At 67.3% G+C, this 12682-nt stretch carries 11 protein-coding genes; 6 read left to right on the top strand and 5 right to left on the bottom strand.

Annotated features, from left to right (window positions below; genetic code table 11):
* Positions 1-15: 15 nt before the first annotated feature.
* Together QM841_RS25245 and QM841_RS25240 are read right to left on the bottom strand one after the other, a co-directional pair.
* Positions 16-1248, bottom strand: a complete 1233-nt coding sequence (locus QM841_RS25245) for a hypothetical protein (RefSeq protein WP_349307417.1) — start codon at positions 1246-1248, stop codon at positions 16-18.
* Positions 1249-1462: 214 nt separating this feature from the next.
* Positions 1463-2992: a hypothetical protein gene (locus QM841_RS25240; protein WP_283334208.1), complete on the bottom strand. Its 1530-nt coding sequence runs from the start codon at positions 2990-2992 to the stop codon at positions 1463-1465.
* 204 nt (positions 2993-3196) lie between these two features.
* On the opposite strand from QM841_RS25240, the gene QM841_RS25235 reads away from it, so the two are divergent.
* The 5 genes from QM841_RS25235 to QM841_RS25215 all read left to right on the top strand — a co-directional run bounded on the left by QM841_RS25235 (position 3197) and on the right by QM841_RS25215 (position 7807).
* Entirely contained in the window at positions 3197-3679 is a 483-nt protein-coding gene (locus QM841_RS25235) for a DUF1931 family protein (protein ID WP_283334207.1), read from the top strand.
* Between the two features lie 188 nt (positions 3680-3867).
* Positions 3868-4290 (top strand): hypothetical protein, encoded by a 423-nt coding sequence (locus QM841_RS25230; RefSeq protein WP_105413897.1) that lies wholly within the window; start codon positions 3868-3870, stop codon positions 4288-4290.
* Between the two features lie 271 nt (positions 4291-4561).
* Positions 4562-6031: an APC family permease gene (locus tag QM841_RS25225; RefSeq protein WP_280784255.1), complete on the top strand. Its 1470-nt coding sequence runs from the start codon at positions 4562-4564 to the stop codon at positions 6029-6031.
* Positions 6015-7385 carry an FAD-binding oxidoreductase gene (locus tag QM841_RS25220; protein WP_283334206.1) on the top strand — a complete coding sequence of 457 codons (1371 nt, stop codon included), beginning with the start codon at positions 6015-6017 and terminating at the stop codon, positions 7383-7385. The genes QM841_RS25225 and QM841_RS25220 overlap by 17 nt, the downstream gene beginning before the upstream one ends.
* Positions 7386-7465: 80 nt before the next feature.
* Positions 7466-7807, top strand: a complete 342-nt coding sequence (locus QM841_RS25215; protein ID WP_283334227.1) for an HNH endonuclease — start codon at positions 7466-7468, stop codon at positions 7805-7807.
* A gap of 12 nt (positions 7808-7819) precedes the next feature.
* Here the strand turns inward: QM841_RS25215 and upp are convergent, their stop codons facing one another.
* From upp to QM841_RS25200, 3 genes are read right to left on the bottom strand one after another with little or no spacing between them, the layout of a single operon-like run.
* The gene (gene upp / locus QM841_RS25210; protein ID WP_105413894.1) at positions 7820-8449 is read right to left on the bottom strand and encodes a uracil phosphoribosyltransferase; all 630 of its coding nucleotides are present in this window, start codon (positions 8447-8449) and stop codon (positions 7820-7822) included.
* A gap of 19 nt (positions 8450-8468) precedes the next feature.
* On the bottom strand, positions 8469-9734 hold the full coding sequence (locus tag QM841_RS25205; RefSeq protein ID WP_283334205.1) for a URC4/urg3 family protein: 1266 nt from the start codon (positions 9732-9734) through the stop codon (positions 8469-8471).
* On the bottom strand, positions 9731-11002 hold the full coding sequence (locus QM841_RS25200; protein WP_283334204.1) for a GTP cyclohydrolase II: 1272 nt from the start codon (positions 11000-11002) through the stop codon (positions 9731-9733). Before QM841_RS25200 ends, QM841_RS25205 begins: the two co-directional genes overlap by 4 nt.
* 189 nt (positions 11003-11191) lie before the next feature.
* Between QM841_RS25200 and QM841_RS25195 the strand changes: the two genes are divergently transcribed.
* Positions 11192-12577, top strand: coding sequence for a DUF2252 domain-containing protein (locus tag QM841_RS25195; RefSeq protein ID WP_283334203.1), 1386 nt, complete (start codon positions 11192-11194; stop codon positions 12575-12577).
* Positions 12578-12682 lie beyond the last annotated feature (105 nt).

Here is a 12682-nt window from a genome sequence, read left to right as displayed (position 1 = left end):
CCCCTCCCCCGGCGCTCAGCAGCGAGCGTTTTCGGCGGGCACCAGCAGCGGCTCGGACGCGGCCGTCGCCGGGGCGCTGGTGACGGCCGCGAGGGCGAGTGCAGCGCCCGGCGGCAGATCGGTCCGGACGATGCCGTAGACCTGTTGTGACCCGGGCTGAACGGGCAGCGTCACTTCGCTGGCGGGCCGCACCTCGCCGGTACAGCGGTCGTACACGTTCACCCGCCAGGTCACACTGCCGACAGCTGCTGCCGGATCGAGGCGAATGTCGACTCGGATCGCGCACGCCTGCCCGGGCAGGCACTCCCCGTTGGCGCGCGTGACCGTGACGAGGGTGATCGGCCCCGCACTCCCGGGGGCACCGATGTCGACGGGCGGCGGCGGCCGGCCGACATCGTTCGTCACCGGCGGTGGCTGATCAGCCCGGGGTTCCGGTGGAGGCGGCGACACGGGCCGAATCTGATTCTGCTCCGAGGGATTCACGGGATTCAGGACGGCGTCCCATCCCCGGCGCAGCTCCGACCACACCCGTGGAGCCATCCACGCTGCAGCGACGAGTATCAGGATCGCGATCAGGCCGAGTGCTCCCTGTCGCCGCGACGGCCGTCTCCTTTTGCGATGCCACGGATTCCGGACCGGTGGCAACCAGCCTGACGGTGCGAGCGTGGAACCCGTCGCCACATACGGCCAGTCCCGGACGTCCGTCCGCTCCTCCACCACCCCTGTGTCCGGACGCGGCCGTCCTGTGGTGGCCGCGACGAGCCCGGCAATTTGGCAGCGTTTCCTTCTCTCCTCGGCTGGGTCGACGTCGGGTGCGATCGCCTGACGAACCCGGTGCACCAACGCATCCAGATCTGTTGTTTCGGCGAGCGATTCGTGCAACCGGTCGGCCAGGGCCGTACCGGGACAGTTCGTCGCAATGCTGCGGAGAAGTTCGACCACCGCCTCGTTCATGTCTCGCCGGGACGCACTGCCCGCGCACTCGATCGTGAGATGCCCGGCGTCGGACACCGTCGCGTTCCGGAGGCGGAATGGGTAGGGCCCCTCGCCGCGCGCCAGTTCGAGCTGATCGAGCGCATCCGCGACGAGTAGTGCAGCCTGCGCTCGTGTCAACATCGCGACCGCCAGGAGTCTTCCGAGTGCGACACCGCGGACACCTTCATCGTGATCGATGTGCTCGGGCGGATCGGGTCGGGCATCGGCGGGTTCGGTTCTCCTCGCAAGGAGCCCTGTCACTGCTTCGATCATCGCGCACCCCGACGCTATGCCTCCCGCACGGTTGAGACGCGACCGGAGCGGGCGGCGGCGGACCTTGAGTTGGGCTTACTCGCTGCCGAAATCCATTACGCCTGCGTCATTCCATTTAACTCCGCGGCGTGCTCCGGCGTCCGAGAAATCGCCTCGTCCGCTTCGACACAATTCGGTGTCGTCGGTCGGGACAGCTGAGTCGCACCGCTGTCTGTCAGCTCCCACTCGGCGGCACCCCGAACGCGTGCATCACGACCGCACCCCAGTCCCGCCACATCGGGCACGGTGGAGAATCCCGGTGGTCCAGGAACCGGATCACCTCGTCGTCGAAGGCAGCCGAGGTGGGCAACGCGGAGTGCGCGGCGCGGACCGGGCAGCCATTGCGTTCGACGTCCAGCCGCCAGCCGTGCGGCATCAGGGGAAGATCGGCAGCCGAGGTGATACTCAGAACACGCACCTCCCCAGGCAGCGGCTCGCCGAGAATGGCCTGCGCACTGCCCGCGGTGCCGAGCAGTTGCCGCGCCGCGGGCGTGTCGGGGTCGAAGTGGAAGAAGACGAGGTCAGTCACCGGCGCCGCCCACCGCAACAGGTCGCCGAACACCCTGCCCCGTCGATCGCCATCCGGGGGTGGAAAGCCGAGCGGGGTCTGCGGAAAGACGCCCACCAGCACCAGCACATCGACCTGCGCCCGCCCGGTGGCAACCGCGTCCCACACAATCCACGCGGCGTGGGAATGTGCGGCAACGGTCAACGGCCGCTGCAGGTTCGCGGTCTGTTCGGCAAACAACGCGACCTGTTCCTCGACGGGGCGCTGCGTGTCGGCAGATTCGTAAGGGGCCCCCGACCTGATCGGACACGTCGAGTCGCGCTGCGGCTGCCCGTCGCCGGGGCCGGCGTAGGAGAAGTAGTAGACCTGATCGCATTCGTAACCCAGCCGGTGCACGTCGGCCCGGGGGATGCTCCCCTGCCCCGATCGCGAATTGATTCCGGACATGAGGAACAGCGAACCGGCCTGTCGGGATCCGGGTTCCGGATCGTCATATCCTCGTGTCCGAACAAAGATCACCGACGCCGCCGTCACCATGACGAGCACGACAGCAAGCGCCGCAACGGGCCGGGTGACCGGCGCACGGTCCATCGCCCACACCGTCAGTCCCGTCGCCACAGCCGAGACCGGCACGAGCAGCACGGTGAGGGCCGGGGCCCGGTCGGCCAGAGCGCCGAGCCCGAGGACCGCCGCGCAGTATGGCACCATCACCTCGATCCGCAGGCCGCGGCGCCACGCCCGCGCCATCGCCTCGCGCAGGGTGACCCCGCCCTGCCACGGGACCGGGCCGAGGATCACGACCAGCAGTCCGACCAACGCCACCGCCGGCCAGAACGCCCGCGAGTACAGCGTCGCGTAGGCGGTCGCGTCACCGAGCGCCGCAAGAAGGACGGGGCCGAACGCCGCCGCGTAGAACATCGCGGCGAAGCGGAGGCGTCGGGCATCGAGTCCACCGAGAAGCCAGGCCATCAGCAGGACCCGCACGGCCGACACCAGGCCCACCAGCACCAGGAACTGCGGCCACGAGTCGGTACGCACCAGCAGAAGTCGCAGGTCCGTGAACTGATCCAGCGGTGGCAGCGCGACCAGGTGCAGCAGTCCAGGCCAGACGGGAACCATCCCGCTCGCCGCGAGCACGACGACGAGCACCGCGACGGCGGCCAACGGCAACCACCGCGTCCATTTCGTCGACGTCATACCTTTCGCTGTACTCGCTGGTCGTGGTCCTGCACAACCCATGGGCCGACCGGCCAGGTAGGACAGGTTCTCTCTACGGGGCCCGGCCAGGGAAGCACTCGCAGCGGACGCTGGACATCGTGCCGGACAACGGGATTCCGGACCGGGCATCATTTGCGCGCGGTTCGTCGGATGTGTGACCGCATCACGGAGGATGATCACCTCATGGAACGTGCGGAGGCCGGAAGCCATGGGACGCTCATGACGTTCGACCAGTTCGCGGACATCTTCCGGGACGTCGCCAGTCTCGGCGTCGTCCGGGACGACTTTCACCGATTCGACGACGTCGTCACCGCGAAACTCTACGATCTGCTCCTCGTCGCGCAGGAGAGCGCGGCCGCCCAGCACCGGCACATCGTCGAACCCACCGACCTGCCGATCACCCGAGGCCTGCAGGAGAACATCGGATTGTTCCGCGAACTCGGACCCGGCCTCCGGGTAGATCCGATCGTCGAACGACTGGCCGACTACCCGCCCCTCGACGGCGTCCTCGCAACCCAAACCCGATCGGGACTTCCAGACATCACCGGTGGACTCAGCGTCGCCCTCGCGCGCACCTTCCGCATCGTCTACCCCGAGTTGAGGACCGTGCGGGCACGGACGACGCACTGGTCGGTGATCAGTACCCTCGTCGACCTCTACCTCTGACGTCGCCGACCGCGGCAGAGCACTGTTCTTTCGTGAATGCGAAACACCCCCAGGGGTGGAAACATCCACCCCTGGATGGATGTCCGACCACCCCTTCAGGGGGCGTTGCCGGACCCCCCTTCCGGCGAAGACTGGTGTTCGTCCACAAGGGACACGGAAATTCACACACCACACTCAGGAGCAACGCAATGAACTCGACGAAGACACGCATCGCCGCAGCAGCCGCAACGGGCGCCGCCCTCGGATTGGGAATGTTCATGGCCCAGAGCGCCACTGCCGCCGCCGCACCCGCCCAGTCGACGTTCCCGCAAGTCGTCTCCCCCGAATCCGGACTCTCGCCGTACAAGGTCGAGGTCAGGGACCGAATCGGCTGCGCAAACGCGTGGCCCATGGTCGCCTGCGACGCCCCCGACGAAGACGTGCCCCCGCAGGTGACCCTCGTCGAGCCCGGCACCACTCTGGTCGAGCCTGGCGGCACAACCCTTTACGGCCCCGCCGCCGCGACCGTGAACTCCCAGCAGGGTGCCACCATCCACCAGGTCTACTACCCCCTCGAGCCCGACGACGGGGTAATCTCCCACTCGCTCGATCCCGATATGCCCTGGATGTGACATCCGGTCGACACCGACTCACTCTGGATCGATAGCACTCTCTCGCGGCCGCCGGGGCCATTGGCCTCGGCGGCCGAGACGTGTGCGCTGACGCGCCCCGCGCGCATCTCGGAGTATTTAGAAAGACGAACCATCGATGACATCCGAATCCATGAGGTGGAGGATGAAACAGACCGGTCTCGCTCTGATCGTGGAACGGGTCTCGTTGTGACGGGTCGCTTCAAGCGAATCGACTTCTCCGCAGTTCCCGACTGAACGTGAGGCGGCCGAGATGACGGCAGAAAACGTGATGGGCGCACAGAGCGCCGATCAAGAATGTGAAGATTGCGGCTACAAACCGGAGCTGAAGCGAACTCTGGGCTCCTTTCAGGTGTTCGCTGTCTCGTTCGCATTCATCTCGGTGGCGGTCGGGATCTTCGGCACCTACGACGACGTGCTTCGAGACGCGGGGCCGGTGGGGATCTGGCTCTGGGTCATCGTGGCGCTGGGGCAGACCCTGGTGGCGCTCGTGATCGCCCAGTTCGCGGCCCGCATCCCACTCAGCGGCTCCTCCTACCAATGGGCCTCGCGGCTGGCCAACCCGAAAGTCGGCTGGTTGTTCGGTTGGCTGACCTTCTGTTACCTGGCGCTGGGCGTGGTGACGGTCGACAATGCGATGGCAAGCAGCGCCCTCATGCCACTGTTCGGCATGCAGCCGGACGAGGGCACGGCGCGCATGATCACGCTCGTCGTGGTGCTTGTTCAGGCCGTGCTCGTCGTGTTCTCCACGCGCCTCGTCGGCTTGATCACGTCGGGCGCGGTGGGGCTCGAACTGGTGATCGTGGTGGTGCTGGCGATCGGGCTTTTCGTCGCTGTCGCAATCTCGGGCGAGGGCTCGGTTGGCAATCTCACCTCGCGCGGTATCACCGAGGGCGCCCCCAACTATTTCGCTGTCGGCGGCGGGTTGATGGCTGCGATGATCATGGGGCTCGCCACGCTCGTCGGCTTCGACTCCGCGGCGAATATGGCTGAGGAGGCCAAGGATCCGTTTCGCAGCGTCCCGCGCGCGATCGTGGGATCGGTCGTGGCGGCGGCTGTGCTGGGACTGGTGTTCCTGATCGCGCTCACGATCGCGATCAAAGATATCCCCCGGGTGAGCGATAGTGACACGCCGGTGGCGGCGATCCTGCGCGATCAGCTGGGTCCGGTCATGGAGAGGTCGCTGCTGGTCGCGATCGCGTTCGCATTCTTCGGCGCCGGGATGGTGACCCTGGCCACCTGCTCGCGGATGGTGTTCGCGATGTCGCGCGACGCACGTTTTCCTGCTTACCGACTGATGCGTCGGGTCAACCCGCGCACGCAGACACCCATTCCGGCGACCATCCTGATCGTCGTCGTGGGGGTCGTCCTCATGGCCGTGCTGCCGGGTGGCGCCCTTCTGGAGTTGCTCACGGTGGGGACGGTCATCTCGGCAGTTCTCTACGGCGCGATAATCGTCCTCTACCTTGCGGTGCGGAGGCGACTGGATCGGAAGGCGGGTGCGTTCGATCTCGGGCGCTTCGAGTTGCCGGTCGCGATCAGCGCACTGGTGTGGTCGGCTGTCGTGCTGTTCGTGATCGTCTCGCCCTCGAGTGCTCTGACCTCGATCCTGATTGCGGTCGGCTTGCTCCTCGCGGGCGGGTTGTACTTCGCGTACCTGTTGATTTTCAAACGCGAGGTACTGGACACCGAGCCGGGAGACGCCGATGTCTTCTCGCACTGACCGAGAGATGAACCCCCTGACTACCACCACCATGCTCACCGGTGACGTCGTGCGTGCCGGCGATTCCGGCTACGAGGCGGCGCGGGTGGGCTGGAACCGCCTGTATTCCCGCTATCCCGAGGCGATCGTGTTCTGCTGTGACACGCAGGACGTGGTCAACGCGGTCCGCTGGGCTCGAGAGGAAGGCATCGCCCTGCGTGCCCGCAGCGGTCGCCACAACCTCGAGGGCTGGTCGTCGATCGACGGCGGGCTGGTCGTCGACGTCAGTCGGATGAAGAGCATCGTGATCGACGAAGCGGCGCGCACGGCGACGGTCGGGACGGGGCTGACGCAGCAGGAGACGGTCGCGGCCCTCGGGCAACACGGCTTCGTCGTTCCGACCGGCTCCGAGGGCGGCGTCGGTCTCGGTGGCGTGATTCTCGGGGGTGGCTTCGGACTACTGACCCGCAGTATGGGTATGGCGTGCGACAACCTGCTTGCCGCGGAGGTGGTGGTGGCCGACGGCGCGCGCTCGGCGAAGGTCGTGGAGGCCACCGAGCACAACAACTCCGACCTGCTGTGGGCGTGCCGTGGCGGGGGCGGCGGCAACTTCGGGATTGCGACGTCCTACACGTTGAGGCTGCACGAGCTCTCGAACGTCACATTCCTCGTCGCGAGGTGGACCGGTCACGACCACCTGGGCGCCCTGCTTCGCGGGTGGCAGCGCGACGCGCCGGTCGCCGACGACCGGCTGACCAGCGCGCTGGAGGTCGATTCCACCGCGGTCGAGCTGTCTGCACTGCTGTACGGCGGTGCGCGGCGGGACCTCGAGGACCAACTTCGGTCGCTGCTGGCGATCGGCAATCCCGACGTGACCGTGACGGAGGGCCCCTGGCCGTCCGTGTACGGCGACGTCGACAGGGGGCCGAACGACGTCTTCCTCTGGAAGTTCTACTCGCAGTTCGTCACCCAACCTTTCCCCGATGAGGCGATCGATCTGATCGTCCACTACATGGCCAACACGCCCAGCCCGCCGAGCAATTTCTTCTGCTCGAGCTTCGGCGGTGCCGTCCGGCACGCTCCGCCTGGTGGGTCCGCGTTCCCGCACCGCGACGCGCTGTTCTACTGCGAGCCGGGCGCCGCCTGGAACGACCCCGCCCTGAACTCCACGGCACTGGGCTGGGCGGCCGACTTCTGGCGGGCGCTGCGCCCCTACGGCGACGGAGCCTACGTCAACGTGCCCAACGCCGCCGCGTCGGACTGGGAACGCGAGTACTACGGATCGCACCGCGAGCGGCTGCGCGAGGTCAAGGCCACCTACGACCCGGAGAACGTGTTCAGCTTCGAACAGAGCGTGCCCCCTGTCGCCGGTTGACCCGTCCCGAGTCCTACGCTGGGGCGATGGCGGTCAACCGGAGTCGCAGGGCCAGGGGCGCCCGTAAACGCAAGCGTCGGATGGAGAGTGTCGAGCACGACCTCACCGCCGAGCAGTGGAGTGCGCTCACCGAGGCGTGGGGTGGCTGCGCATACTGCGGCGCGACCGACACGCCGTTGCAACGCGACTGCGTGCAGGCGCTGTCCCGCGGCGGGCGTTACACCCTCGACAACATCGCCCCGGCCTGCGGCTCGTGCAACGCCAGTAAGTGCAACGACGAAGTCACCGGCTGGCTGCGGCGCAAGCGGCTCGACGAGCGCGCCTTCCTGTTGCGTCACATCGAAATCAAGACAGCGCTCGCGCTGCGATTCCCCACACCCCCGGACACCGAACTCGAAGCGCCGGAAACCACTGCCCCGTGAAGACCGGGCCCGCTACTTGGTGCCGAAGAGACGGTCGCCTGCATCCCCGATGCCGGGCAGGATGTAGCCGTGCTCGTCGAGTTGGCGGTCGACGGCGGCGGTGTATATCGGGACGTCGGGATGCGCCTTGTGCAGGGCGGCAACGCCTTCGGGGCAGGTCAGCAGGCAGACGAACTTGATGGACTTGGGGCCGCATTCCTTCAGCCGCTCCACCGCCGCCACGGCCGAGTTGCCGGTGGCAAGCATCGGGTCGATCACCACCACGTCGCGCTCCTGCAGATCGCCGGGCATCTTGAAGTAGTACTCCACAGCTCCGAGGGTCTTGGGATCGCGGTAGAGACCGATATGGCCGACGCGCGCGCCCGGCACAATTGTCAGCATGCCGTCCAGGATGCCGGTGCCCGCGCGCAGAATGGAGACGAAGACCAGCTTCTTACCGTCGATGACCTTTCCGGTGGTGGATTCCAGCGGTGTCTCGACGTCGATTTCCTGCATCGGGATGTCGCGGAGGACCTCGTACGTCATCAGCGCGGAGATCTCGTTCGCCAGTCGACGAAAGCTGTTGGTGGAGGCATCCTTACGGCGCATCATCGTGAGCTTGTGCTGCACCAGCGGGTGCTCGATCACGTGTACCGTGCCCATGTAGTCGTCCTCGTTTCTTCTAGAAGACCGTGCCGTCGCTGACGACGTTCAGCGGCGGCAGCCCACCCCGCGAGCGCTGTGCCAGCGCGCGGCCCGCCGCCCAGGTGCCGCCCTCCAGGACGCAGGCCAGCGGCATCTCTCGGGAATCCACGCCCAGACGTGCGCGCACCAGCGGGGCCAGTTCGTCCAGGAGGGCTACCGTCAACGCGCGCCACTCGACCACCAATTCGTCTCCGGCCGTCCAGTTATGTGCAACCCAGGCCGGATCGTGCAGACGGAGCACACCGGTGTCGAGAAGCAGACCGCCGTTGCGGTATTCGGGCAGGCCGGTCAGCTCGTCCAACCCGACCACCCGAACGCCCGCCCATTGGAAGGGCTCCAGCAACGAATAGCTCAGCCACTGCGACAGTTTGTGAAACGGCATCCAGCCCCGGGTCAAGCCCGGACCGGCCACCGCGTCGTGGCGCCAGACGTCGCCCAACGGTTCGGCACCGATGGCGTTGCCCGTAGGCCAGATGCCCGAGAGCGACGTCAGAAGCTGCGACAGGATGTCGTGGGCGGCGACCGTCGCCGCGGCGGCACCCTGTGGGGCGACCAGCACATCGAACAGGCCACCCGGCCGGCCGTGCGGGCCGAACACTTCGGGCTGCGCGGCGAGCGCCTCGCCCAGCCGTCGCAGCAGCAGCACGCGACCTTCGAGACCCACCAACGGATTGGACGGGCCGGCCTGGAACACCTCGGCCAGCCGGTCGGTATCCAGCCCGCGTAGTCCGGCCGCATCGACCTGCAGCGGGTGCGCCGCGTCGCTCGAGAACAGGCCACCGAGGAATGCGTGCCAGCTCGCGACGCCCAGTCCCTCGGAACGGGCGAAGCGCTGCCCGCCGTCCACCTCGTGGTAGTGCCAGTCGGGACCGGCTCCTGCGTCGAGCAGGACGCTGACCACCGCCAGGTCGATCATCGCGCGGGCGCGGCCCGGCGCGTCCAGCGCGGTCAGTCGTGCATCCAGCTCGGCCTTGCGGTCCACGCCGCCGGCTTCGAAATGGCGCCAGCGGCTGTGGTACGGAATTGTCAGGTCTGGATAGCGGGCACGCGTGACGGCGGCGACCTCCGCCGCGGCCGCCTCCAATGCGTCGTCGTCGACGCCGAACCAGAGTGAATCGCCCTCGCGCGCACGGGACAGCAGTTGTCGTGCTCGCTCCCGCACGGCCGACGTGGTACGTAGAGCGGCGGCCGCATCCTCGGCCCGCCCGGTGTCCAGGACGGGACCGACGCCGGTCACGCTCATCCGTCCAACTCCCGGCCCTTGACCTTCGCCAATTCGTCAGCGTCCGGCACAGCGCCGGGCGTGAAGTAGCCGGCCGCCATCTTGGCGTCGATCTCCACGCGTGCGTCGGCCGGGATCAGGTCCGCGGGAAGGTCCACCCGCTCCGCGACCTCGATACCCGAGCCGGTGATGGCGTCGTATTTCATGTTGCTCATGGAGACCAGGCGGTGGATCTTTCTGACGCCCAGCCAATGCAGCACGTCGGGCATCATCTCCTGGAAGCGCATGTCCTGCACGCCGGCCACGCATTCGGTGCGGGCGAAGTACTGGTCGGCCGTGTCGCCGCCCACCTGGCGCTTGCGCGCGTTGTAGACCAGGAACTTGGTCACCTCGCCGAGCGCCCGGCCCTCCTTGCGGGAGTACGCCACCAGGCCCACGCCACCGCGCTGCGCACCCTGGATGCACTCCTCGATCGCATGCGTGAGGTACGGGCGGCAGGTACAGATGTCGGAACCGAATACGTCCGAGCCGTTGCACTCGTCGTGTACGCGTGCGGTCAGCTCCACCCCGGGATCGGCCAGGTCACGAGCATCGCCGAAGATGTACACGGTCTGACCCCCGATCGGGGGCAGGAACACCTCGAGGTCCGAGCGCGTCACGAGCTCGGGGTACATGCCGCCGGTCTCCTCGAACAGCACGCGGCGCAGGTCCGTCTCGCTGCAGTGAAAGCGCTCCGCCACACCCGGCAGGTGCCAGACGGGCTCGATCGCCGCCTTGGTTACCAGCGCAGCACCACTGGGCAGCAGGAAGCGGCCGTCCGGGTGCAGGCGACCTTTCTGGATGGCCTCCATGACCTCCGGCAGGATCACATGCGCCTTGGTGACAGCGATGCTCGGGCGGATGTCGTGACCCGCCGCCAACTCGGCGGCGAAGACCTCGGCCACCGTGGCACCCCACGGGTCCAGGCTCACGATCTTGCCGGGCTCGCTCCACTGCGGGTACGGGCCGATGATGTTCGTGGGCGCGGTATCGGTGAGGTCGGCCTTGTGATGGCGCGACAGCGCGCCCGACGCCACCGCCAGTGCCCGGTAAATGCTGTACGAGCCGCTGTGCGTTCCGATCACGTTGCGGTGGGCGCGGTTGGTGGTGGTACCGACCACCGGTCCGCGCTCGGACGGCGTGGGTGCTCCCCAGTGGATCGACAGGGCGCCGACACCGCCGCTGTGTGAGGTCAATCGGATGTGCCCACCGGCGGGCTCGGGGGTGGCGGCGACGGATTCAGCGGACATGACGTTCCTCCGTTAAGGAAGGCCCGACGGCACGGCATGCCGCCGGAACGTGTCTCCGGCGCCGGATGCTGCCGACCACCGGAAACCGAAGCATAACCACTCTTTCACCACAATGTCGTGTGGCGAAGACGGCGACGAGCGAATGCTGACGAGGTACACGGTGACTGGGCCTGGGATAGTGTCGCCGAGGTGACGAAGAATCGAGCGCGAGCCGTCGACCTGCGAACCCAGATCGAGGCGGACGACGTCTTCGCGCGGGGCGACGCGTTGCGTGCCGCTGTGCCGTCGAGTGCGCACGGGAGCGCCGCGGTCGGCGCGGGACGGCCGGATGTGCTCGATTTCGTCGAGGCCAGCAATCGAGGAAGGCTGGCGAATCTGATCCCGCTGCGAATCGGTCGGATGATCGCCTCCCCGTTCGCTTTCTTCCGCGGCGCCGCGGGCCTGATGGCGGCCGACCTCGCCGACTCTCGGGTTACCGGATTGACAGCGCAGTTGTGCGGTGACGCGCATGCGGCCAACTTCGGCCTGTACGGGACACCGGACGGTCAAATCGTCATGGACATCAACGATTTCGACGAAACCCTCCCTGGTCCGTGGGAGTGGGATCTCAAACGCCTCGCCGCGAGCCTGGTCCTCGCCGGACGTGAAGGCGGTGTGTCCGAGAACGGCTGCATCGAGGCCGCCGAGGACGCCGTCAAATCGTATCGGCGCACCATTCGCGATCTCGCCGAACTGCCATTCCTTCAGTCCTGGAATGCGCTCCCGGACAAGTCGGTGCTCGAGCGGGCCAAGGCCGAGGCTCTGCTCGACGACTTCGACAAGGCCGCACAGAAGGCGCGGCGCAATACCAGCGAGAAGGTGGCGGCGAAGTGGACCGCTCACATCGAAGATCACGAGACCGGGATACGCCGACGACGGTTCATCGCCGATCCGCCGGTACTCACCCACGTCGATCGCGCAACCGCCGATGCCGTGACCGACGGTCTGGAACTTTATGTCGACTCACTGCGCGAGTCCCGCAGGAACCTGATCGCCCGATTCGCCGTGTCCGACGTCGCGTTCCGGATCGTCGGAACGGGCAGCGTCGGTCTGCGCAGCTATATCGCCCTGCTGCACGGTAATCGGGATGAGGTGCTCGTACTTCAACTGAAACAGGCCCGGCCGTCCGCACTGTCGGCGTACCTACCGGTCGACGAGCCGAAACACGAGGGCAAGCGGATAGTGCACGGCGCCCGGCTGGTGCAGGCGGAATCGGACATTCTGCTGGGCTGGACGACCATCGACGGCCTCCCTTACATCGTGCGGCAGTTCCGAAACCTCAAAGGGGACATCGATCCAACCGGTCTCGAGCAAGACCATCTCGACGACTACGGCCGGCTCGCCGGCGCCCTGCTCGCGCGTGCACATACCCGCTCGCTCGATCCGCGGGTTCTCGCCGGCTACTTCGCCAGCGACACGGAACTGGACGAGGTGATCGGACGGTATGCCGTCAGCTACGCCGATCAGACCGAAGCCGACCACGCAACACTGGTCGCCGCGGTGAAAGCGGGGCGGGTCGCCGCCGAGCCGGCCTGATCCGGCACGTAGAAACCACGAGTAGCTGGTGGCGAGCCGAGAGAGGTCGCCACTCCCCAAGATACGAGGCGCGGGTGCACCTCGTATCCACCCGAGCCGGAATGC

The sequence above is a fragment of the Rhodococcus sp. IEGM 1307 genome (genome assembly GCF_030056915.1).
Lineage (GTDB): Bacteria > Actinomycetota > Actinomycetes > Mycobacteriales > Mycobacteriaceae > Rhodococcus_F > Rhodococcus_F opacus_D.
This window is presented reverse-complemented; position numbering and strand designations above follow the sequence as displayed.

Excerpts from the sequence above, each read along its gene's own strand:
- QM841_RS25240 (WP_283334208.1), bottom strand. The coding sequence starts at position 2,992 with ATGACGTCGACGAAATGGACGCGGTGGTTGCCGTTGGCCGCCGTCGCG.
- QM841_RS25220 (WP_283334206.1), top strand. The coding sequence starts at position 6,015 with ATGTCTTCTCGCACTGACCGAGAGATGAACCCCCTGACTACCACCACC.
- QM841_RS25225 (WP_280784255.1), top strand. The coding sequence starts at position 4,562 with ATGACGGCAGAAAACGTGATGGGCGCACAGAGCGCCGATCAAGAATGT.
- QM841_RS25230 (WP_105413897.1), top strand. The coding sequence starts at position 3,868 with ATGAACTCGACGAAGACACGCATCGCCGCAGCAGCCGCAACGGGCGCC.
- QM841_RS25235 (WP_283334207.1), top strand. The coding sequence starts at position 3,197 with ATGGAACGTGCGGAGGCCGGAAGCCATGGGACGCTCATGACGTTCGAC.
- QM841_RS25215 (WP_283334227.1), top strand. The coding sequence starts at position 7,466 with ATGGAGAGTGTCGAGCACGACCTCACCGCCGAGCAGTGGAGTGCGCTC.
- QM841_RS25200 (WP_283334204.1), bottom strand. The coding sequence starts at position 11,002 with ATGTCCGCTGAATCCGTCGCCGCCACCCCCGAGCCCGCCGGTGGGCAC.
- QM841_RS25245 (WP_349307417.1), bottom strand. The coding sequence starts at position 1,248 with ATGATCGAAGCAGTGACAGGGCTCCTTGCGAGGAGAACCGAACCCGCC.
- QM841_RS25205 (WP_283334205.1), bottom strand. The coding sequence starts at position 9,734 with ATGAGCGTGACCGGCGTCGGTCCCGTCCTGGACACCGGGCGGGCCGAG.
- upp (WP_105413894.1), bottom strand. The coding sequence starts at position 8,449 with ATGGGCACGGTACACGTGATCGAGCACCCGCTGGTGCAGCACAAGCTC.